This window comes from Rhodococcus pseudokoreensis (genome assembly GCF_017068395.1).
In the GTDB taxonomy this organism is placed as follows: Bacteria; Actinomycetota; Actinomycetes; order Mycobacteriales; family Mycobacteriaceae; genus Rhodococcus_F; species Rhodococcus_F pseudokoreensis.
In genome coordinates, this window is record NZ_CP070615.1 from 266,576 (window position 1) to 284,626 (window position 18,051).

General features: G+C 67.1%; 17 protein-coding genes. 8 read left to right on the forward strand and 9 right to left on the reverse strand.

The features are described 5' to 3' along the window. Positions 1-173: 173 nt before the first annotated feature. The 3 genes from JWS13_RS03515 to JWS13_RS03525 are packed head-to-tail and all read left to right on the forward strand — an operon-like array spanning position 174 to position 5,835. A complete protein-coding gene (locus JWS13_RS03515; protein WP_241032052.1) occupies positions 174-1,775 on the forward strand; it encodes an integrase in 1,602 nt (533 codons plus the stop codon). After that, positions 1,772-3,691 (forward strand): hypothetical protein, encoded by a 1,920-nt coding sequence (locus tag JWS13_RS03520; RefSeq protein ID WP_241032053.1) that lies wholly within the window; start codon positions 1,772-1,774, stop codon positions 3,689-3,691. The genes JWS13_RS03515 and JWS13_RS03520 overlap by 4 nt, the downstream gene beginning before the upstream one ends. Next, entirely contained in the window at positions 3,688-5,835 is a 2,148-nt protein-coding gene (locus tag JWS13_RS03525; RefSeq protein ID WP_206004496.1) for an integrase SAM domain protein, read from the forward strand. Before JWS13_RS03520 ends, JWS13_RS03525 begins: the two co-directional genes overlap by 4 nt. A gap of 407 nt (positions 5,836-6,242) precedes the next feature. On the opposite strand, the gene JWS13_RS03530 is transcribed toward JWS13_RS03525, so the two are convergent. Next, positions 6,243-6,797 carry a class I SAM-dependent methyltransferase gene (locus JWS13_RS03530; RefSeq protein WP_241032054.1) on the reverse strand — a complete coding sequence of 185 codons (555 nt, stop codon included), beginning with the start codon at positions 6,795-6,797 and terminating at the stop codon, positions 6,243-6,245. A gap of 28 nt (positions 6,798-6,825) precedes the next feature. Between JWS13_RS03530 and JWS13_RS03535 the strand changes: the two genes are divergently transcribed. Continuing rightward, positions 6,826-7,245 (forward strand): helix-turn-helix domain-containing protein, encoded by a 420-nt coding sequence (locus JWS13_RS03535; protein ID WP_206004497.1) that lies wholly within the window; start codon positions 6,826-6,828, stop codon positions 7,243-7,245. Positions 7,246-7,569: 324 nt separating this feature from the next. Here the strand turns inward: JWS13_RS03535 and JWS13_RS03540 are convergent, their stop codons facing one another. From JWS13_RS03540 to JWS13_RS03565, 6 genes are all read right to left on the reverse strand, one after another. Then, positions 7,570-8,472 (reverse strand): DMT family transporter, encoded by a 903-nt coding sequence (locus JWS13_RS03540; RefSeq protein ID WP_054246317.1) that lies wholly within the window; start codon positions 8,470-8,472, stop codon positions 7,570-7,572. A gap of 376 nt (positions 8,473-8,848) precedes the next feature. Further along, positions 8,849-9,106 carry an SHOCT domain-containing protein gene (locus JWS13_RS03545; protein ID WP_206004557.1) on the reverse strand — a complete coding sequence of 86 codons (258 nt, stop codon included), beginning with the start codon at positions 9,104-9,106 and terminating at the stop codon, positions 8,849-8,851. Positions 9,107-9,222: 116 nt separating this feature from the next. Then, the gene (gene pspAB, locus JWS13_RS03550) at positions 9,223-9,786 is read right to left on the reverse strand and encodes a PspA-associated protein PspAB (RefSeq protein WP_054246287.1); all 564 of its coding nucleotides are present in this window, start codon (positions 9,784-9,786) and stop codon (positions 9,223-9,225) included. Positions 9,787-9,791: 5 nt separating this feature from the next. Then, positions 9,792-10,718, reverse strand: a complete 927-nt coding sequence (gene htpX / locus JWS13_RS03555; protein ID WP_206004498.1) for a zinc metalloprotease HtpX — start codon at positions 10,716-10,718, stop codon at positions 9,792-9,794. 4 nt (positions 10,719-10,722) lie between these two features. After that, positions 10,723-11,001, reverse strand: coding sequence for a PspA-associated protein PspAA (pspAA, locus tag JWS13_RS03560; RefSeq protein ID WP_054246289.1), 279 nt, complete (start codon positions 10,999-11,001; stop codon positions 10,723-10,725). Then, positions 10,998-11,792 carry a PspA/IM30 family protein gene (locus tag JWS13_RS03565; protein ID WP_054246290.1) on the reverse strand — a complete coding sequence of 265 codons (795 nt, stop codon included), beginning with the start codon at positions 11,790-11,792 and terminating at the stop codon, positions 10,998-11,000. Before JWS13_RS03565 ends, pspAA begins: the two co-directional genes overlap by 4 nt. A 472-nt stretch (positions 11,793-12,264) precedes the next feature. On the opposite strand from JWS13_RS03565, the gene JWS13_RS03570 reads away from it, so the two are divergent. Both JWS13_RS03570 and JWS13_RS03575 read left to right on the forward strand, forming a co-directional pair. Beyond that, complete coding sequence (locus JWS13_RS03570; protein WP_054246291.1) at positions 12,265-12,933, forward strand: ATP-binding cassette domain-containing protein; 669 nt, start codon at positions 12,265-12,267, stop codon at positions 12,931-12,933. After that, the gene (locus JWS13_RS03575) at positions 12,930-14,474 is read left to right on the forward strand and encodes an ABC transporter permease (RefSeq protein WP_206004499.1); all 1,545 of its coding nucleotides are present in this window, start codon (positions 12,930-12,932) and stop codon (positions 14,472-14,474) included. Before JWS13_RS03570 ends, JWS13_RS03575 begins: the two co-directional genes overlap by 4 nt. A gap of 52 nt (positions 14,475-14,526) precedes the next feature. Here JWS13_RS03575 and JWS13_RS03580 read toward each other — a convergent pair whose 3' ends face one another. Both JWS13_RS03580 and JWS13_RS03585 read right to left on the reverse strand, forming a co-directional pair. Then, positions 14,527-16,788: a heavy metal translocating P-type ATPase gene (locus JWS13_RS03580; RefSeq protein ID WP_206004500.1), complete on the reverse strand. Its 2,262-nt coding sequence runs from the start codon at positions 16,786-16,788 to the stop codon at positions 14,527-14,529. Between the two features lie 205 nt (positions 16,789-16,993). Then, the gene (locus tag JWS13_RS03585) at positions 16,994-17,260 is read right to left on the reverse strand and encodes a heavy-metal-associated domain-containing protein (RefSeq protein ID WP_206004501.1); all 267 of its coding nucleotides are present in this window, start codon (positions 17,258-17,260) and stop codon (positions 16,994-16,996) included. 286 nt (positions 17,261-17,546) lie between these two features. Here JWS13_RS03585 and JWS13_RS03590 point away from each other — a divergent pair, with 286 nt between their 5' ends. Together JWS13_RS03590 and JWS13_RS03595 are read left to right on the forward strand one after the other, a co-directional pair. After that, positions 17,547-17,792 (forward strand): YgaP family membrane protein, encoded by a 246-nt coding sequence (locus JWS13_RS03590; RefSeq protein ID WP_206004502.1) that lies wholly within the window; start codon positions 17,547-17,549, stop codon positions 17,790-17,792. Further along, complete coding sequence (locus JWS13_RS03595) at positions 17,789-18,031, forward strand: hypothetical protein (protein WP_206004503.1); 243 nt, start codon at positions 17,789-17,791, stop codon at positions 18,029-18,031. Before JWS13_RS03590 ends, JWS13_RS03595 begins: the two co-directional genes overlap by 4 nt. Positions 18,032-18,051: the final 20 nt, after the last annotated feature.

Consider the following 18,051-nt stretch of genomic DNA (forward strand, 5'->3'; position numbering starts at 1 on the left):
AGCAGGAGGTTGCGGTAGCGGCGAGCCGCCCGCGGCGCGGCGACGGTATCGGCGCGCGCGTGGACGATGGTTCGCGTGAGTTCGGGGTGATCGGAGTCGATGAAGAACCCGTCCCAGTCCTTCTCTAGTCTCTCCAGAACTGTCGATCAATCTTGAATTCTGGAGAGTGTGTCTTGGATGATGAGCTGGGCTGGACGCTGGACTTCTACGACTTTCATCAGATTCACGACGCGGCCGCTGATGACGAACGGCTGCGGGAGTTCGGGGACGTGCTGGCGCGGGCGCAGCGCAACGGTGCCCGGCACGGGACGCCGATCCTGCTGTCCCCGTCGGGCGGCGCGGACCCGCGGATCAACCTGTTCTTCCGGTTCGGATCGGTCGCGGCCCGGCGTCCGCGGACGTGGCGGCGCTACGCGTTCTCGCTGGTGGTCTGGTTGGACTTCCTGGAGACCCGCGGCCGGTCGTGGGACGAGGCAACGCCCGCGGACTTCGACAGCTTCAAGCACTGGCGGATAACGGACCACCGCAACCTCCAACGGGTGCGGCCGACATCGTTCGACACCGATCGCGCCGGACTGAACACCTTCTACGACTGGGCGGAGCAGCGGTACGGGGTCGTCAACCCAGTGCCGACCCGGAGGGTGGCCGAGAACCACGTCGACGATGCGGTCGCAGCCGGTGGCGGTCGGGATCCGATACGCCCGGCCGGTTCACCTCGCCGGCAGGTGAAGTGGCTGCTGCGTTCGGCTTTCGAGCAGTGGCGTGACATCGGGTTGCGCGGGTACGGGTTCGATGGGCGCCGCCGGCCGGGCTGGCGAGGGTTCAACGAGGACCGGGATGCGGCGTTCGTCGATGGTCTGTACGGCACCGGTCTGCGCCTGACCGAGTGGTCCAGCATCCTGGACGTCGAGTTGCCGACCGAGGACGCGGCGGGCCGGTTCCCCAAGGCGTGGCTGGCGGCGGCCTGCATCAAGGGCGGCAGGGCCGGCCGCACTTTCCGCATCCCCCGCAGCGTGGTGAACAGTGTCGCCGGCTACATGGACCCGCGGGAGGGCTCCCGTGCCGAGGCGATCGAGCGCGCCCGCCGCGCAGGTCGCTACGACCGGATTCCCGGCGTGCGAATCGTCACTGGATGCAACCGGACCAACCGCACCGTCTACATCCTCACGCCATCGGGGCGCACCCCAATCTCGCTGGACGTGCTCGCCCCGGAGGAACGGCTGCGGCTGTTCCGCACCACTGACGCGGGCTTGGAGCCGCTGGCCGTGTGGCTGGGCAACGACGGCATGCCCAAGCAGGCGCACAGCTGGGAGAAGACATTCCAGACCGCCAACACCCGAATCCGGAGGCAGTGGGCCGCCGCCCACGGCAAGGACGACGACACCATCGAGTGCCCGTTGTGGGCTCGCCCCCACATGGCGCGACATTCCTTCGCGCTGAAGTGGTTCTCGATCCTGTCGGTGGTGTGGAGCAGGCAACTGGAGGGGTTCACCGACCGGGAGAAACGGGATCTGCGCGAACAGTTCGGCGACGTGTGGTTCCAATTGGCCACGCTGCTGGGGCACAGCAGCCCGGAAGTCACCAAGGACTGGTACCTGGAGCCGTTCACCGGCCTGCAGGTCGACTACGTCTTCTCGCTGCTCGATGAGGAGGAACGCGCCACCGTCGACCATCTGATGGGCGGGGTCGTGCAGGACAGCGGCCGAGTGTTGACCGCCGTGCGGCTGGCCGAGGACTCTGCCGCTGCGGAGCAGAACCGGGACGGGGAACGGTGAGCCGGTCGAGCGCATCAGGTCGCGGTCGGCGGGCCAGCCAGCCGGACCGGGACTGGACCGCGCCGGAACGCCTGGTCGTCACGACCGACATTTGCACGGTGACCTTCATCGAGGAAAGCGGCCGACGGTCCAAGGTCTATGATTTCACCACTCTTCCGGTCGGGCCCGAACTTCAGCGGTGGATGGCCCAGGTGTTCGCTGATACCACCGGGCCACGCGGTCGAGCCAAGCGTGTGAGCACCGCCGAGCACTACTACGGGGCCTTGAGGAAGTTCGCCGCGGTCTTGACGTCGGTGGACTCCCCACCGACGGTCCCCGGCGATATCATCCCGGCGCACGTCGCCGCCTTCCGGCTTGCCCTGGCCCCGGGCTCGTTCAACGCCCAGATCCAGAGGCTGCGAACCCTCGTACGGCACGACACCGAGTTGCATGCACAGACCCGCAGTGCCATTGCCGAAGGACGCCTGCCACGACGTCCGCTGCCCACGATCCGCGCTTACACCGACGACGATCGGCAGCAGATCCTCACCGCCGCCCGCGGCGACATCCGCCGGGCGAGGGAACGCATCCGGGCCGGACAAGAGCTGTTGGCGCGGTATCGACGCGGCGAGCCGGACCGTCGGTCCCAGGAGGAACGGATCGGGCGGGTTCTCGACGTGCTCGACCTCACCGGTGAGTTACCCCGACTGCCCTGCGGGCAGATCCCGGACTCGGTGCAGGCACTCGGCGGGGTCCGCGTGTTGTTGCCCATGCTGTGTCTGACCCGCATGGAGGCCACAGCATTCGCGGTGTTGCTGGTCGACATGACCGGCGAGAACTTCGGCACCGTGATTGACTGGCCCGCAGTCCATTTCCGCCCGGACGGGGGGTTCGGCGAGCCTGCGGTCGCACTGGTGGAGGAGACCAAGCCGCGACGCGGGCCCGCGCGCGAGCACATGGTCGTGGCGGTGGAGGACCTGCCGGCAGGCTTGGCGGGGATCCTCGACGGTGACAGCGAGGAACGGCGCCTGTTCCGTTCCCCGCTGCGGGTCTACCTCCTGCTCCTGGAACTCAGTGCCCTCGCTCGGCGCCACGGCGGCCTCACCCGGGCGTTCAGTTATGTCGGGATGAGCGTCGGCAGGAACCACGACAGGTGGCTGTCGAGCATGCGTTCCTACTACGTCGGCTGCTGGGGCGAGCGCCACGGCTTCCCTCGACCACCCGGCCGCCGTCCCGATCAGTCTTGCAAGGACCGGACGGCACTGAACCCTCAGCCGACCGCTGGGCAGGTCAAGCCGAACGTGTCGACGCAGCGCCTGCGGCAGACGGCGATCGAGCGACATCGCCGGCCCGTCGCACACTCGCGCGCCACCATGAACGACTACTACCTGCGGCGCAGCCCCCAGGTCGCGGCGGAAAGTCGGGACATCGTCCGCGAGGCGTTGAACGACGAGGTGTCCAAGGCGCGAGCGGTTCAAACCGTGCCGGTATTCACTCCCGGCTTCCTCGACCGGGCGCAATCCGATTCGGCGGGCGCTGCCGCCGAGATGGGCGTCGACATCGACACGCTCACACGGATCCTCGCCCGCGAGCAGGACACCGTCGTGGCGTCCTGTGTCGATCACCGCGACAGCCCATACACCGAGCCTGGCACCCCGTGTGACGCCTCGTTCCTGCAGTGTCTGCTCTGCCCCAACGCGCGAGCTCTGCCGCACCAGCTCCCGATTCAGGTGGCCACCCACGACCGGCTCGCTGCGCTGCGCACCAACCTCAACCCGCAGACCTGGGACCGCCGCTACGCCGAACCCTTCGCGCGGCTGACCGACTTGCTTGGTCATTACAGCGTCGAGGACCGCGACACCGCCCGCCACCGACTCTCACCCGAGGACCGACAACTCCTCGACGACCTCATGAACGGGAGACTCGATCTTCGATGACGACCAGCCTTCTCGACACCACCACTTCGGATGCAGTGCCGTGGCCGGCCCCCGATGCGATCATCTTGCGCGGCCGGAACCTGCACCCGCTGGCCGACACGACGAACCTGTCACGGTTCCGCGACGACGTGTGGTTCACCAGCCCCGCGGACATCGACAACGCGAAGGGCACCCCGAGCCTGAATTTCACGAACTATCCGACCGGGCAGCGGACTGCGTTCAAGGCGTTCGGGTTGGCCGTACTCGATCATGATCGCCCAGCGGTCCTGCAGGCAGGAGCCCCCAGCGATCAGGCGAGCCCGTCGACGTTGCACGGATGGATCATCGAGCTCCGACTGTTCGCCGAGTGGCTCGCCGCGCGGCGGATCGGCCGAATCTGCGACGTCACCATATGCGACCTGAACCTTTATCACGTGCACGTGATGGCGCTGTCGTACGGCGGCGCCCGCAAGGCCGACTACCTACACGCCGTGCGGGTGCTCTGGGCCTACCGGCAACACCTGCCGGCCGAATGCCGACTCCCCGAGGGTCGGCCATGGGGTGCTGCCACCGCCCGCCAACTGGCCGGCCACACCGAGTGGAACCGCTACAACAAGACGCCCCGAATACAACCAGACACCATGGAAGCGCTGCTTGCCTGGGCGCTTCGGGTGCTCGAGGACTTCGGTCCAGACATCCGTGAGGCGTTCCTCGAGGATCGACAGCTCATGGACGGCAGCCATCCGACCACACGGTTCTATCGCGAGTACTACTTCGGGCGTCCGCTGGTCAAACGGCTGCAGCATCTCCTGCCAGAGTTACGCAAGAGTGGCCGTCAATTGCCCGGCCAGCGACGCGAAGACGGGACGATCGAGATCGCGTGCGGTCATCTGGCGCGACTCGTTGCTTGCAGTCCCAGGCACGTCTACCGCCGCGCCGCCGCAGTGGCCGCACTGGCCGACGAGCACGGGGTCACGGTGGCCCCGGACGCGCACCTCGGCAGGATCACCGGATTTCTCCACGGCACGCCGTGGAAGGATCAGCCCATCGGCCTGAGCGAAATCGGCCACCTGGTCAGGATGCTGCGGACCGCGTGTTTCGTGACGATCTGCTACCTCAGCGGCATGCGTGGTGGCGAGGTGCTCAAACTTCGCCGCGGCTGCCTGTCTGAGGACGAGGCGGGGCAGTTGACCCTGATCGGCTACGCCAGCAAAGGACCCGACAGCACAGGCACAGGCACAGGCCCTAACGACGGCGAGCGAGCGTGGGCCGTCGTCTCCGTGGTCGGGACGGCCGTCACCATGCTGGAATCCCTGACCGAGTCGCAGCTGCTGTTCCCGCCGAGCCCGAAACGCAAGTCGTCCCGCCCGATCATCTCAGGAAGACCGCTGAGAAACGCGGTAGTCAACGCCGACCTCGCCGACTTCATTACCTGGGTCAACAACACCTTCGCCCGGCCGGACGGCGCCATGCCGATCCCGCCGGACCAGACCAAGCCGGTCCATGCCTCGCGGTTCAGAAGGACCCTTGCCCACTTCGTCGTGCGTCGCCCCGGCGGGCTCATCGCCGCCGCCCTGCAATATGGGCATATCAGCACAAAAGTTACGCTCGCATATGCCGGGGAAGCGGACACCAACTGGCTGGACGACCTCACGATCGAACGCCTGGAAATGGTGATCGACCAGATCGATGACGACCTCATGCATTTGGACGACGGCGAGCACGTCAGCGGCCCGTCAGCCGAGGAGTATCGGCGGCGACTTCACCAGCTCACACCGTTCGCCGGGCGGGTGGTCGACAAGGTCCGCAACGCCGAACGGTTGCTCACGAGCACGGATCCGAGCATCCACCACGGGCGAGGAATGACCTGCGTCTACCGAACCGAGACAGCACTGTGTCGCGCCCGACTGGAGCCGGAACGGGCGGCAGACGGCCCGGACGAGTCGGAATGCCGGTCGGCCTGCACCAACCTGGCCTACACCGATCGCGACGTCGCACTGCTGCGTGAACGTCTGATCGCGCTGGACGCCGGGGCGCGAGATCCATTGACACCGCGACCTTTACGAGATCGCAGGGCCGCTCAGGCCCTCCAATGCCGAGCCATCGTCGACGGTCACGACCACGCCCATCGCGGCGCTGGGACTGGGACGGAAGGGGTCGCCTGATGGGCCGACCGCCGCGAGACCATCAAGCCGACCGGCGTGCCATCGAGGCGGCGGCAGATCGGTTGCTCGCCGGCACGCCACTGCGCTCGACAACTGGAAAGCTCACCGCAACAGAACTGATCACCGAGTCCGGCCTGCGTCGCGATGTTGTCTACGAGCACGGCGACCTCACCGACACCTTCAAAGCACGAGTCAAGGCACGAAACGCAGTCCCCGAAGCGATGCGGGAACTCACCGATCGCTGCACTCAGCTCCACGAGCAGCTGCAAAAAACGAAAACGGACCTCGCCCGCGCGCGAGAGGTCAGTTCCTACCTACGACGCGTCATCGCGGAGCTGTCCATCGAACTCGATCAATCGCGACAGGAAGACCACGCGACGCCAACAGTCCCGCGGCTACGGTCCCGGTCAGCACGGAAGTTCCACACACCACCATGCTGACTCGACTGATGACGCTCTCGGCACCCCGCCCAGTCCGCTGCCCGCGACCTGGCCTCTGCCGACAAACCTGATCCCGACACTCGACTTGACTAATGAACAGTCCTGCCCGATCAGGACGATCCGCCCGCCCGGGGTCAGCACCCGGTGCGCCTCGGTGAGCGCCGCAGTGGGATCGGCGATGTCGTGAAAGACCTTCTCCGCCCGGTATCCCTGCACCGAGTGATCGGCCAGCGGAAGCTCGGCTGCATCCGCTTTCTCGAATCGGCAGTGCGGCCACCGCCTGCGGGCGATGGTCAGCATGTGCTCGTCCAGGTCGATCCCGAGACCATCCCATCCCTGCTCGGCCATCTCGGCGACGGCGCGGCCGGCGCCGCAGCCCACGTCCACAATCACCGCCCCAGGTGGGGCGGCCAAAAGTTCGATCGATCGTGCCCGCAGCGCCGCGGCACCGGGGTAGTTGTCGATGACGTCGAGGAGCGCGACGAGGGCCTCGGGGTCGGGGGCGGTGTTGGTGGTTGACATGACAGCCAGCGTGCGACTTCATGTTGACATGAAGTCAAGCGAGGATGCCGGCCAGTGGAGTATCGGTGAGGTCGCCGAGCGGTTCGGGATCGCCACGCACGTACTGCGCCATTGGGAATCGGTGGGGTTGCTGCACCCGGCGAGAGAAGGTGGCTCGCGCCGCCGATACGAGAAGTCGGATGTGTACGCGGTGGCGATGATCTTGCGCGCGAAGGAGGCCGGTTTCGGTCTCGACGACATCCGGGAGACGTTCGACACCGACGACCCGGTGAGGCGCACAGCCATTCTCGGGCGACACCGCGACGCTTTGGCCCGGCGGATCGCCCGCGCGCAGGCCTCGCTCGCCCTGATCGACTGTGCGCTCGACTGCGATCACGACGACATCGCGTCCTGTCCGCACTTTCACGCGGCGATCGAAGCCCAGATCGGCGCACTCGCCCCGCTATGACATCCGTGAGCGGGCAGGTTCATCGGCCGACCGGTGGCGTGATGATCGTGCAGCGCTGAACCCGCAACGGTGGGTGGGTGAGTCGGGCGCTATTCGGCGGACACAGTCGATTCGATCAACTGCGATTCAGCGTTCCCTGACACCGCCGACGGCCCACGCCAGGATGGAGGCGCCGGATCGATCGGAACCTGCTCACCTGTTCAGATATCCAGATAGAGATATCGGGGTCAGGTTCCATGAGCGTAGGGGTTCGGTCCACGCGAAATGACAGAACATGCGCGTACCGGCGATGCTGACGGAAACGTACTGACCCGAGGAGCCGTGTCACGTTCCCGAACGCTCCGGTCGTGGCCGTAAAACGATCCACATCGATGCCAGTACGGCGAGCAAACCCGCCGCGGACCATCCCGTAGGCCATTCTCCAAAGAGTAAGGATCCCAGGATAATTCCGACAACCGGCGCCAAGAATGTCCACGCGCTCAGCGCGTCCAGCCGGCAGTGCCTGGTTTCGGTGAACCAGGCCACGAATGCGGCGGCCGTACCCACCAACGACAGAAACGCCAGTACCGCAATGAATCGGGGGGTCCAGTTGATTACAGGGGGGCCCTCGACCATTGCCGCCCATACCGCCAACGCAACTCCGCCGATCACGAAATGCCAACCGCTGGCCGCGAGCACATCCAAACCCGCAAGGCGCCGCGACAACAGCGTGCCGCCCGTGATCGCGGCCGCGGCCAGCAGTGACAACAGCGCTCCGCTGCCACCGCCCCCAGGCACCGCCACCACCAACAGGCCAGAGAACCCGATCGCTAACGCCGCTGCCGTCTGGACGGTCACTGCTTCGCCGTACAACCACCACGCCGGCAACAAGATCAGCAATGGTTGGGCGTTGGCGAGCACCGCTGCGGTGCCGGTCGCCAGTCCTGATACTCCGGCGAACATTGCGGCGAACGCGACCGTCACGTTGACCAGGCCCAACACCGTGATTAATAGCCAGGCGTGGAACCCACGCGGCCTGGGCCGACTCTGAACTTCGGCGACCAGTACCAGACACACCCCTGCCACCAAGGCGCGCAGGGCGGCGAACCACAACAGCGACGAGTCCCGAAGCCCCCAGCGAATAGCCACGAAACAGGCTCCCCACGTGGCGGTGATCCACAACAGTCGCCACGGCTTCGGCGCACGCCGAAGCTCCGCAACGCCCGCCGAACCGGTGCCGGCGGTCATCGTGGCCACTGCAGGTGGTGATCAGCCCGATCATGACGAACCAGCACCGAACCTTGGAAATGCTGAGGGAGACCTGGAATGCAAGCCTGTGCCTTCACCGCCTGCCTCCTCACCGTCTTGCCTGATTCGAGACCTTCACGAACGTCCATCACCGTCGGTGTATACAACGAGTCCTGTATCTGGCTGGCCGGTGTAACGATCTCCGTCGAATGCCACGGATTGAGTTCTGGTCGCACCGGTTCGGCCCGGCGCTCGGTCGACGCCGACACCTCGTGCTAGCGGGAACGATGACCCCGGGCGGCAGAAAGTGAGCACCGGCTCGGACTCGTCAAAGAGCTCTTGAGAGCGCAAACAGCACCGCTCGACGTGGTTGCTGTCATTGCGGTGCCTGTTCGCGCAGCGTCGCCAAACGGCTGCGGTACTCGGTCTCGTCGAGTTCACCGCGGGCGAATCGTTCGGCGAGCAACTGCTCCGCCGTGTGGAGCACCGGCAGGTGGGTGGGCGACGATGCCTCGCGCCCGACATATCGGACCAGCATTACGATGCCGGTGATCAGTAGCCCCCAGAACAACACCATTCCGATGATCATCAGCGAATAGCCCCAGACGCCGGGATCACTGCCGTACCAATACATCACGATGACCTCTCCTCATGTACGTGGATGGAAGCGTTGTATGCCCCGGCGACACTCTGTGGGATAGGCGCGTACAGCGGGGGATTGATGCCATGTGCTCCATGGTTTGTGCCGGGTCAGAGCCCGGGCGCGTTGTAGAGCGGGAACCAGCGAGTGAGATCCTTCTCTACCCGCAGATCGTTCTCGATGGCCGAGGTGATCTGTAGCTCGAGGCTGTTGTCGCGTCGATCGGCCTCGGCGGGGGCGAAGGGGTACCAGCTGCCCCGCTTGTAGAGGTAGACGAGGCCGAGCGGTCGGGTGCCGTCGGTGAACGCGATGACGGTACACAGCAGTGTCGGCCCGAACCCGGCGTCGACGAGGGTGCTATTGACGGTGTGCAGATCGGTCACCAGGCCTTCGAGATCGTCGGGGGCGGTGCGGCGGATGAGCCAGGAGAATCCGTAGGTGTCGGTCTGCTCGCTGTATTTGCCTCCGTCGAGGGCGAGCAGCCCGTCGACCTCCTCCCGTAGTTGGGCGAAGCCGCCGCCTTCGGCGGCCTTGAAGCAGACCGCGCCGGTGCCGGTGGGGTGGAACCGGGTGCCGACCTGCAGGGTGACCGCGGCAGCGGGCAGTGCGAAGAGTTGGTCCAGATTGGGCGGCACCGGTGTGGAGCGGCCGAGGAGCGCATCGAGGAAGCCCATGGGGTCTAGTACTCCTGTCCGAGTTGGCGGGCGATGTCGCCCAGCTGTGCGAGCCGGCGATCGAGCGGCGGGTGGGTGGCGAAGAGCGAGGAGAGGCTGAACCCTTTGGCGAGGGCGGGGGCGAAGAAGAAGGCGTTGAAGGCCTCGGCCTGGCGTAGGTCCCGGGTGGGGATGGCCGCCATCTCGCCGCTGACCTTGGTCAGGGCCGACGCCAACGCCGACGGCTGGCCGGTGAGCAGCGCGCCGGACCGGTCCGCCGACAATTCCCGATACCGAGACAGCGCCCGGGTGAGTAGGAACGAGACGGCGTAGACGACCGCGGAAACCACCACGACTGCCAGCAGGATGAGGCCGGTATTGTCGCCTTCCCCGTTGCTGCGTCCGCGGCCGCCACCGAAGCCGCCGAAGAAGCCGGCGTACAGGGTGAACCGGGTGATCAGCCCGGCCAGCACACCCAGGAAGGAGGCGATGGTCATCACCGCCACGTCACGGTGCGCGACGTGGGAGAGTTCGTGTGCGAGTACCCCTTCGAGTTCCTCGGTGTCGAGGCGACGCAGGATGCCCGTGGTCACGCAGACCACCGCCCGGGTGGGGCTGCGCCCTGTTGCGAATGCGTTGGGCACATCGACCTCGGCGATCGCCACCGCCGGTTTGGGCATGTCCGCCAGCGAACACAACCTGTCGATGACCCCGTGGAGTTCGGGCGCCTGATCGGGGGTCACGGTCTTGCCATGCATCGCGTAGAGCGCGATGCGGTCGGAGAACCAGTACTGCGTGAACAACAGTCCGCCGGCGATCACGACCGCCAGAAATGCGCTTCGCAGCAGCGCGATGAGCACGGCGGTGAACACGACATAGATCAGACCCAGCAGGAATGTCGTCCAGAGCATGCGGCGGGTCAGCCCGCGATCGGGCCGGAAACGGCTCTTCATGGTCTCACCCGGGAATCAGACCTTCCTCGCCGAGCAGGGCGCGCACCTCCGCCAGGCTGCTTTCCTGGGCCGGGAGGATGACGTCGGACACGGACAGCGAGTCGTCGGCGACGGGCGTGCCGGCGGCCCGCACCCGGTCCAGCAGGGTGCTCAGGGCGTGCTGGAATCGTTGTTCGTCGCCAGCGGTAACCGCTTCGGACAGGCCGGCGTCCAATTCGTTCAGTTCCGCGAGGTGGTCTTCGGCCACGTCGAGCTGGCCCTCGCCCAGGATGCGCACGATCACGACCGTTCCTCCTTCGGTGATCCGGGGCCGGCCTCGAGCGGCGACGGCGACGGGGTGTCCGCGCTGCTGCCCGGCAGCGCGGCTCGCGAGGCGGGGGGCAATGCTCGTTTCAGGTGCGCCAGTTCCTCGTCGACGTCGGACTGAGAGGACATCTTCTCCAGTTCGGCCGCGATGTCGTCCTTGGCCGGGCCGGTGGCGTCTTCGAGGGCCCCCGAGGCGAGGAGTTCGTCGATGGCCCCGGCGCGGGCCTGCAACTCGGCGGTCTTGTCCTCCGCGCGTTGCATGGCCAGTCCGACGTCGCTCATCTCTTCGCTGATCCCCGAGACCGCCTCCCCGATCCTCGTTTCGGCCTCGGCCGCGGTGTAGCTGGCCTTGATCGTCTCCTTGCGGGTGCGGAACGCTTCCACCTTCGCCTGCAGACGTTGTGAGGCCGCGGCGAGTTTGTCCTGTTCGGCCTGCAGCGCCGCCTGCTGCGGGGCGAGTTCGGCCAGCTGCTGCTGCGCCGCGGACCGGCGGGTCAGAGCCTCCCGGGCCAGATCGTCGCGGCCCGCAGCGACCGCTGCCGTCGCTTGCTGCTGCAAGGTGCCGACCCGGGATTGCAACTGCTGGGCCTGCAGATCCAGGCGTTTGCGGCTGGTCGCCACGTCCGCCAGGCCACGGCGCACCTGCTGCAGCATCTCGAGTTGCTTCTGATACGAATAATCCAGCGTTTCCCGCGGATCCTCGGCACGGTCGAGAGCCTTACTGGCCTTCGCCTTGAAGATCAGCGCGAGACGTTTACCCAGGCTCATTGCGTTCCTTTCCTGCACAGCTCGGTCCCTGGTGGACACCCTCGGTGCCGTGCGCGTGGGGACGTGCACTCGAACGGTCTTGCGCAGTCAGCGTCGGCCGCGACCCTTCCGCGGGCCTAACCCGTTTATGCGTCGGTTCGTTGCCGAGTGTCGGCGGCGAACCCCCGCAAATCGGTGAGGGTTTTGTGAAGATTCGTTGAAGAAGGAGACCGGTCGAGTGCGCCCGGCGCCCGCACAGTATTGAGTTGAGGAATCGGCGGGTCACAACCCGAGGAGAGTGCGATCAGGCGGCGCACTCGTCCGGGTTGATGTCGTGTGACGGAAAGGGGCGGCCACCTCGAACTCGACGTCACGGCGTCTGATTCGACACCCCCACCGCCGCCTTCTGGTGCCGGCCGCCGGTGGTGTGCACAACGCCTGACGCGGTGGCGCTGACGTCCAGCTGATCACCGCACGTGTTCCGAGGAGCGAGATGAACAGTTTGGGATCCGCGGAGCCGACGCCGGTGACCGCGGTGCTGACCGCCGAAGGAATCGAGAAGAGCTTCCGGCAGGGGTGGTGGCCAGCCCGCCGCGATTCCCGGGTACTGCGGGGCGTGGATCTGGTGCTGCAGCCGGGTGAGGTGGTCGGGCTGACCGGGGAGAACGGTTCGGGGAAGTCGACGTTGATGAAGATTCTCGTCGGCGAGTACCGGCCGGACGCCGGCACCGTGACCCGGTCGGGGCGGCTGGGATACTGCCCGCAGCAGCCGGTGGTCTACGAGAGGTTGACCTGCGACGAACACTTCGAGTTGTTCGGCTGCGCCTACCGGATGGCCCCGGCCGAGGAGCGACGCGCCCGCCGGGCGCTCTACAGCGCGCTCGGCTTCGAGCGCTACGCGGACACCCGCGCCGACCGGTTGTCCGGCGGTACCCTCGCGAAACTCAACCTCGGGTTGGCGTTGCTGGCGGACCCGGAGGTGCTGCTGCTCGACGAGCCGTACTCCGGTTTCGACTGGGACACCTACCTGCGGTTCTGGGAACTGGTGGCGCAGCGCCGCCGAACGGGGCGCTCGGTGCTGATCATCAGTCACTTCGTCACCGACGAGCACCGATTCGACCGCATCGTCGACCTGCACAACGGGACGGCGGCGGCGAGATGAGAAGCGATGGTCATCTGCCGGGGGCGCCGGGCGAGGTCGCGCTACTCATCCACCGATTCCTGACCGACTACGCCCGCAACCCCGTCAACATGGTGGTGCTGGTGCTGGTCCCGGTGGTCTTCGTGATCGTTGCGGCCGGGTCGATGGCCGATGCCGCGAAACTGCTCGGCGGGGCGGGCGGGCCCGCGGTGGAAACCGCGACCGCCGGCTGGGCGGCGGGATTCCTCGCCGGTATCGCCATGTTCTTCCAGATCAGCGCCGCCCGTGCGGCCGATCGGCGGCTGGTCTCGGCGGGCCTTGCACCGATACGGTTGGTCGCAGCCCGGCTCGGGACCGGCCTGGTGCTGGGAGCGTTGGTCGCGGCGGCGGCGCTGCTCGCCTTGGCCGCGCGTACCGGCATCGGCGACCCCGGCCGGGCGATCGCCGGCACGCTGATGTTCGCGGTGATCTATCTGGCGATCGGCGCACTGGTGGGGGCGCTGGTGCGCAATCCCGTCAACGGCACTGTCCTCATCTTGTTCGTCTGGATTCTGGACGTGTTCTTCGGCCCCGCCGTCGGCTCCGCCGATCGCATCGAAACCCGGTGGTTCCCGACGCATTTCGTGTCGTTGTGGATGGTGGACATTCCGTCCCGGCACGGCGGCCGGATAGGGGACCTCGGCTGGGCACTGGTGTGGATGTTCGCGGCGCTGATCGTCAGCACCGCCGTCATCACCGCCACCGTCGGTGTGTCCTGGCGGTCGCGGCGGCGCCCCGCAGCTGGATCCGGGTGGGGTCAGCTTTCGGCCGGACTGCGGATGGGACTACGGGACTACCGCCGCAACCCGGTGCTGTGGGTGCTGCTGGTGGTCGTGCCGATCGTGTTCATCGTGCTGGCCAAGGCGATGACCGTGCAGGAGTCCGGTGTGTTCTCCCTGGTCGAGGGCGGTCGGACGGTGATGGAGGTGTTCTGGTTGCCGGATGTGCATGCCGGGACGATGACCCCGATCGCGGTTTCCTCGCTGGCGGCGTTGGCCGGGCTGTTCATGGGGCTCGATGCCCGGGCGGGCGATCAGCGGCTGACCCTGGCCGGTTTTCCCTTCGCCCGGCTGCTGGCGGTGCGGTTGACGATGATCGGATGCGCCGCAGCCCTGGTGACCCTCTCGTCGTTGATGGTTACCGCCACGGTGTTCGATGCCCGGCAGTGGGGTGTCTACGGAGCCGGGAACCTGCTCATGGCCGTGACCTACGGGCTGCTCGGTTTCTGCCTGGGCCCGATCTTCGGGCGCGTCGGTGGGGTATTCATCGCCTTTCTGGTGCCCTTTCTCGACATCGGGATCGGCCAGAGTCCGATGCTGCGGCCGGAACCGGCGGCCTGGGCACACGCCCTCCCGGGATACGGGGCGATGCGGGTGTTGGTCGACGGCGGGTTGACCGGACGGTTCGACGAGATCGCTCCGCTGATGGCGGCGCTGGCGTGGGTGCTCGCGCTCACCGCACTGGCCGGGTGGTTGTTCCACCGCATCCCCGCCACCCCCGTGCGTTCCCGCCTGGGCAGGTGATCCGGCGACGATCGCACACGCAGTTCTCCTCCGGTGATCGGCAGATCTGTCGTTACCGGGTGGGGGTGAACCGGCGCAGTCGCAGGCTGTTGCTCACCACGAACACCGAGCTGAAGGCCATTGCGGCGCCGGCGATCAGCGGGTTGAGTAGGCCCAGCGCCGCCAGCGGCAGTGCCGCCACGTTGTAGGCGAACGCCCAGAACAGGTTGCCCTTGATCGTGCGCAGGGTGGCCCGCGCCAGACGGATCGCGTCCGGGGCGGCCCGCAGGTCACCGCGCACCAGGGTCAGGTCCGAGGCCTCGATTGCGACGTCGGTACCGGTGCCCATCGCCAGACCCAGGTCGGCCTGGGCGAGGGCGGCCGCGTCGTTGACGCCATCGCCGACCATCGCCACCACCCGCCCCTGGTCCTGCAGGTTCTTGATCACGTCGACCTTGTCGGCGGGCAGGACCTCGGAGATTACCTCGTCGATCCCGACCTGATCCGCGACGCTCTGTGCGGCGCGGTGATTGTCCCCGGTGAGCAGCACAGGTGAGAGGCCGAGCTCGCGAAGTTCACCGATCGCCGCCGCGGAGGTGTCCTTGACCGTGTCGGAGACGACGATCACCGCGCGGATCGCCCCGTCCCACGCAATCCACACCGGGGTGCGTCCCTGCGTTTCGGCCTCGTCGACGACGAGCTGCAGCGCGTCGGGGGCGGTGAGCGCCCACTGCTCGCGCAGCCAGCTGTACCGGCCGGCCAGCATGGCGTGCCCCTCGACGACACCGGACACCCCACGGCCGCCGTGGTTTTCGAAGCCCTCGACCGCCGGCAACGGGCCTACCTCGGCGGCGCGCGCGGCGACCGCGTGGGCGATGGGGTGTTCGGAGGCATGCTCGAGAGCACCCGCCAGACGCAGCACCTCGGTGTCGGTGGTGCCGTCGGCGGCGTGCACCGAGGCGACGGCCATCCGGCCGGTGGTGATGGTGCCCGTCTTGTCCAGGACGATCGTGTCGACGCGGCGGGTCGATTCGAGGATCTGCGGGCCTTTGATCAGGATGCCGAGCTGGGCGCCGCGGCCGGTGCCGACGAGCAGCGCGGTCGGCGTCGCCAACCCCAGCGCGCACGGGCAGGCAATGATCAGCACCGCGACCGCGGCGGTGAACGCCGCCGTCACCGTGTTCCCGGTCAGCAGCCACATGGCGAGGGTGAGCAGTGCGAGCCCGATGACGATGGGCACGAACACCGCCGAGACCCGGTCGGCGAGGCGTTGCACCTGCGCTTTCCCGTTCTGTGCCTCGGTCACCAGCCGCGCCATCTGCGCGAGTTGGGTGTCGGCGCCGATCCGGGTGGCGCGGACGACGATTCGCCCGCCGGCGTTGACGGTGGCGCCGACGACGCTGTCGCCGGGCCCGATCTCGACGGGGACCGGTTCGCCGGTGAGCATCGATGCATCGACCGCGGAGGTGCCCGAGGTGACGATCCCGTCGGTGGCGATCTTCTCCCCGGGCCGGGCGACGAACACATCGTCGACGGCGAGTTGGCTGATCGGGATGCGGATCTCGGATCCGTCGCGGAGCACGGCGACGTCCTTGGCGCCCATGTCGAGCAGGGCGCGCAGCGCGGCGCCGGACTGCCGTTTCGCGCGGGCCTCGAAGTAGCGGCCGGCGAGGATGAAGGTGGTCACCGCGGAGGCGACCTCGAGGTAGATGTGCGGTTCGGTGCTGCCGGTGGTGAGCAGGTCGAAGTTCATCCGCATGCCGGTCATCCCGGCGTGGGTGAAGAACAGCGCCCACAGCGACCACAGGTAGGCGGCGGTGACACCGACGGAGATGAGGGTGTCCATGGTGGCGGCGCCGTGCCGCAGGTTCGCCCAGGCGGCGCGGTGGAACGGCAGCGCGCCCCACACCACCACGGGGGAGGCCAGGGTCAAGGTCAGCCACTGCCAGTTGTCGAATTGGAGCGCGGGGATCATCGACAACAGCACGACCGGCACGGTCAGCACCGTCGAGACGATCAGCCGCTGCCGCCAGCCGGCGGCCTCGTCCGGTTCCGTGGCGGCGGCCGTCGTCGCCGCGGCGGTGTCCTCGGGTGGGGCCGGCAGGGTGGCGGTGTATCCGGTCGCCTCGACCGTCGCCACCAGATCTTCGAGGGCCACCCGGTCGGCGAAGGTCACCTTGGCCTTCTCGGTGGCGTAATTGACGGTCGCGGTGACCCCGTCCATCCGGTTGAGCTTCTTCTCGATCCGCGCCGCACACGACGCGCACGTCATCCCCCCGATCGACAGCAGGACATCGTGCTGTCGACCTCCGGACTCCGTGATCCGGGTCGTCATGCCAATCCCTTCCCAACTCGAATACCGCTACCCCTATGATGTTCTCGTTGTCCGCGTTCGTGATCGGCCCTGCGATCACCGGTGACACCGCCCCCGACAATCCCGGCGCCCCACGGGGACGCCCCCTTCGACCGAACACGGTGAATACCACGGCGGTTGCGTGGAGTACCGGCGGGCGGGTTCCTCCATCCGCCGGGGGCGTGCGTCAGCCGCAGCAGCAGCCACCGGCATTGCCCGCCATCGGCAGGGCGCGACCGGCGGCCACCTTGTGTTCCGTCGAGACGACTTCGTACCCCGCCGCCGAGATAGCCTCCGCGACAACGGACGGGGTCGGCGTGCCGACAGCGGTCACGGTGCCCGCCTGCAGGTCCACGTCCACCCCGATCACGCCGGGAACGGATCCCACTGCAGCCTTCACCGTCGACACGCAGTGCCCGCAGGTCATCCCCTGGACCGTGTATGTGGTAGTCATCGATCTTCACCCTTCTCGAACGCTTCGATGCGCGTCCCGTGTGATGAGTATATACCCCTAGGGTGTATAGGTACATAGGCGTTCTGTCGCATCGACGAGAAACCTGAGGTTGATCCATGTCGACAGCGGCCTCGGCTCGAGTCTCTGCGCATGTTCTTCATCGAATCTTCACCAAACAACCAGCCAAGCCATACCGGGTGGGGGCAGGCTCGGACTTGATCGAACAGTGACTGGCAGGCGTATCCCGAGCTTCAGCAAACGTTTGATCAGACAGCGAGGAGCAGTGATGACGCAGAGATGGAGTGTCAACGTCACCCCGGCCGAGCGGATCGCCCGGATCCTCGTCGGCGGGGTCGGCGTGGTCGGCGGGGTTTTGCTGATCTCGGGCGGGGCAACGGCCGTGGTCATGGCATTGGCGGTGCTGTTGATCCTGGCCGGACTGGATCTGGTGGTGACCGGGGCGACCGGCCATTGCCCGCTGTACCAGAAGCTGGGCCATGTCCCGGCATCGTTGAAGGGCGGAACACCATGACGGACGAGGATGGGCGTGAGCCGTACGTCGGCGAGAACAGCGACCCCGAGCATCAGGGCGCCGGTGGTCACAGTCGTCACCGCTGGATGATGATCGCCTGCTGCATCCCGATGCTGGTGGTCGCCGTCGCGCTGATCGCCAGCGGAACGGTGGGAATCGGGAGCCTGGTGTTTGCGTTGGCGTGCCTGGGAATGATGGCGGTGATGATGTTTTCGATGGGGGGAGAACACCGTCATTGACGCCCCGCCCTCAATCAACC

What these genes read in the sequence shown, in the direction of transcription:
- JWS13_RS03595 (WP_206004503.1), top strand. Translation starts at nt 17,789, where the DNA reads ATGACGGACGAGGATGGGCGTGAGCCGTACGTCGGCGAGAACAGCGAC.
- htpX (WP_206004498.1), bottom strand. Translation starts at nt 10,718, where the DNA reads ATGAAGAGCCGTTTCCGGCCCGATCGCGGGCTGACCCGCCGCATGCTC.
- JWS13_RS03575 (WP_206004499.1), top strand. Translation starts at nt 12,930, where the DNA reads ATGAGAAGCGATGGTCATCTGCCGGGGGCGCCGGGCGAGGTCGCGCTA.
- JWS13_RS03585 (WP_206004501.1), bottom strand. Translation starts at nt 17,260, where the DNA reads ATGACTACCACATACACGGTCCAGGGGATGACCTGCGGGCACTGCGTG.
- JWS13_RS03570 (WP_054246291.1), top strand. Translation starts at nt 12,265, where the DNA reads ATGAACAGTTTGGGATCCGCGGAGCCGACGCCGGTGACCGCGGTGCTG.
- JWS13_RS03590 (WP_206004502.1), top strand. Translation starts at nt 17,547, where the DNA reads ATGACGCAGAGATGGAGTGTCAACGTCACCCCGGCCGAGCGGATCGCC.
- JWS13_RS03540 (WP_054246317.1), bottom strand. Translation starts at nt 8,472, where the DNA reads ATGACCGCCGGCACCGGTTCGGCGGGCGTTGCGGAGCTTCGGCGTGCG.
- JWS13_RS03580 (WP_206004500.1), bottom strand. Translation starts at nt 16,788, where the DNA reads ATGACGACCCGGATCACGGAGTCCGGAGGTCGACAGCACGATGTCCTG.
- pspAB (WP_054246287.1), bottom strand. Translation starts at nt 9,786, where the DNA reads ATGGGCTTCCTCGATGCGCTCCTCGGCCGCTCCACACCGGTGCCGCCC.
- JWS13_RS03525 (WP_206004496.1), top strand. Translation starts at nt 3,688, where the DNA reads ATGACGACCAGCCTTCTCGACACCACCACTTCGGATGCAGTGCCGTGG.
- JWS13_RS03535 (WP_206004497.1), top strand. Translation starts at nt 6,826, where the DNA reads ATGAAGTCAAGCGAGGATGCCGGCCAGTGGAGTATCGGTGAGGTCGCC.
- JWS13_RS03530 (WP_241032054.1), bottom strand. Translation starts at nt 6,797, where the DNA reads ATGTCAACCACCAACACCGCCCCCGACCCCGAGGCCCTCGTCGCGCTC.
- JWS13_RS03565 (WP_054246290.1), bottom strand. Translation starts at nt 11,792, where the DNA reads ATGAGCCTGGGTAAACGTCTCGCGCTGATCTTCAAGGCGAAGGCCAGT.
- JWS13_RS03545 (WP_206004557.1), bottom strand. Translation starts at nt 9,106, where the DNA reads ATGTATTGGTACGGCAGTGATCCCGGCGTCTGGGGCTATTCGCTGATG.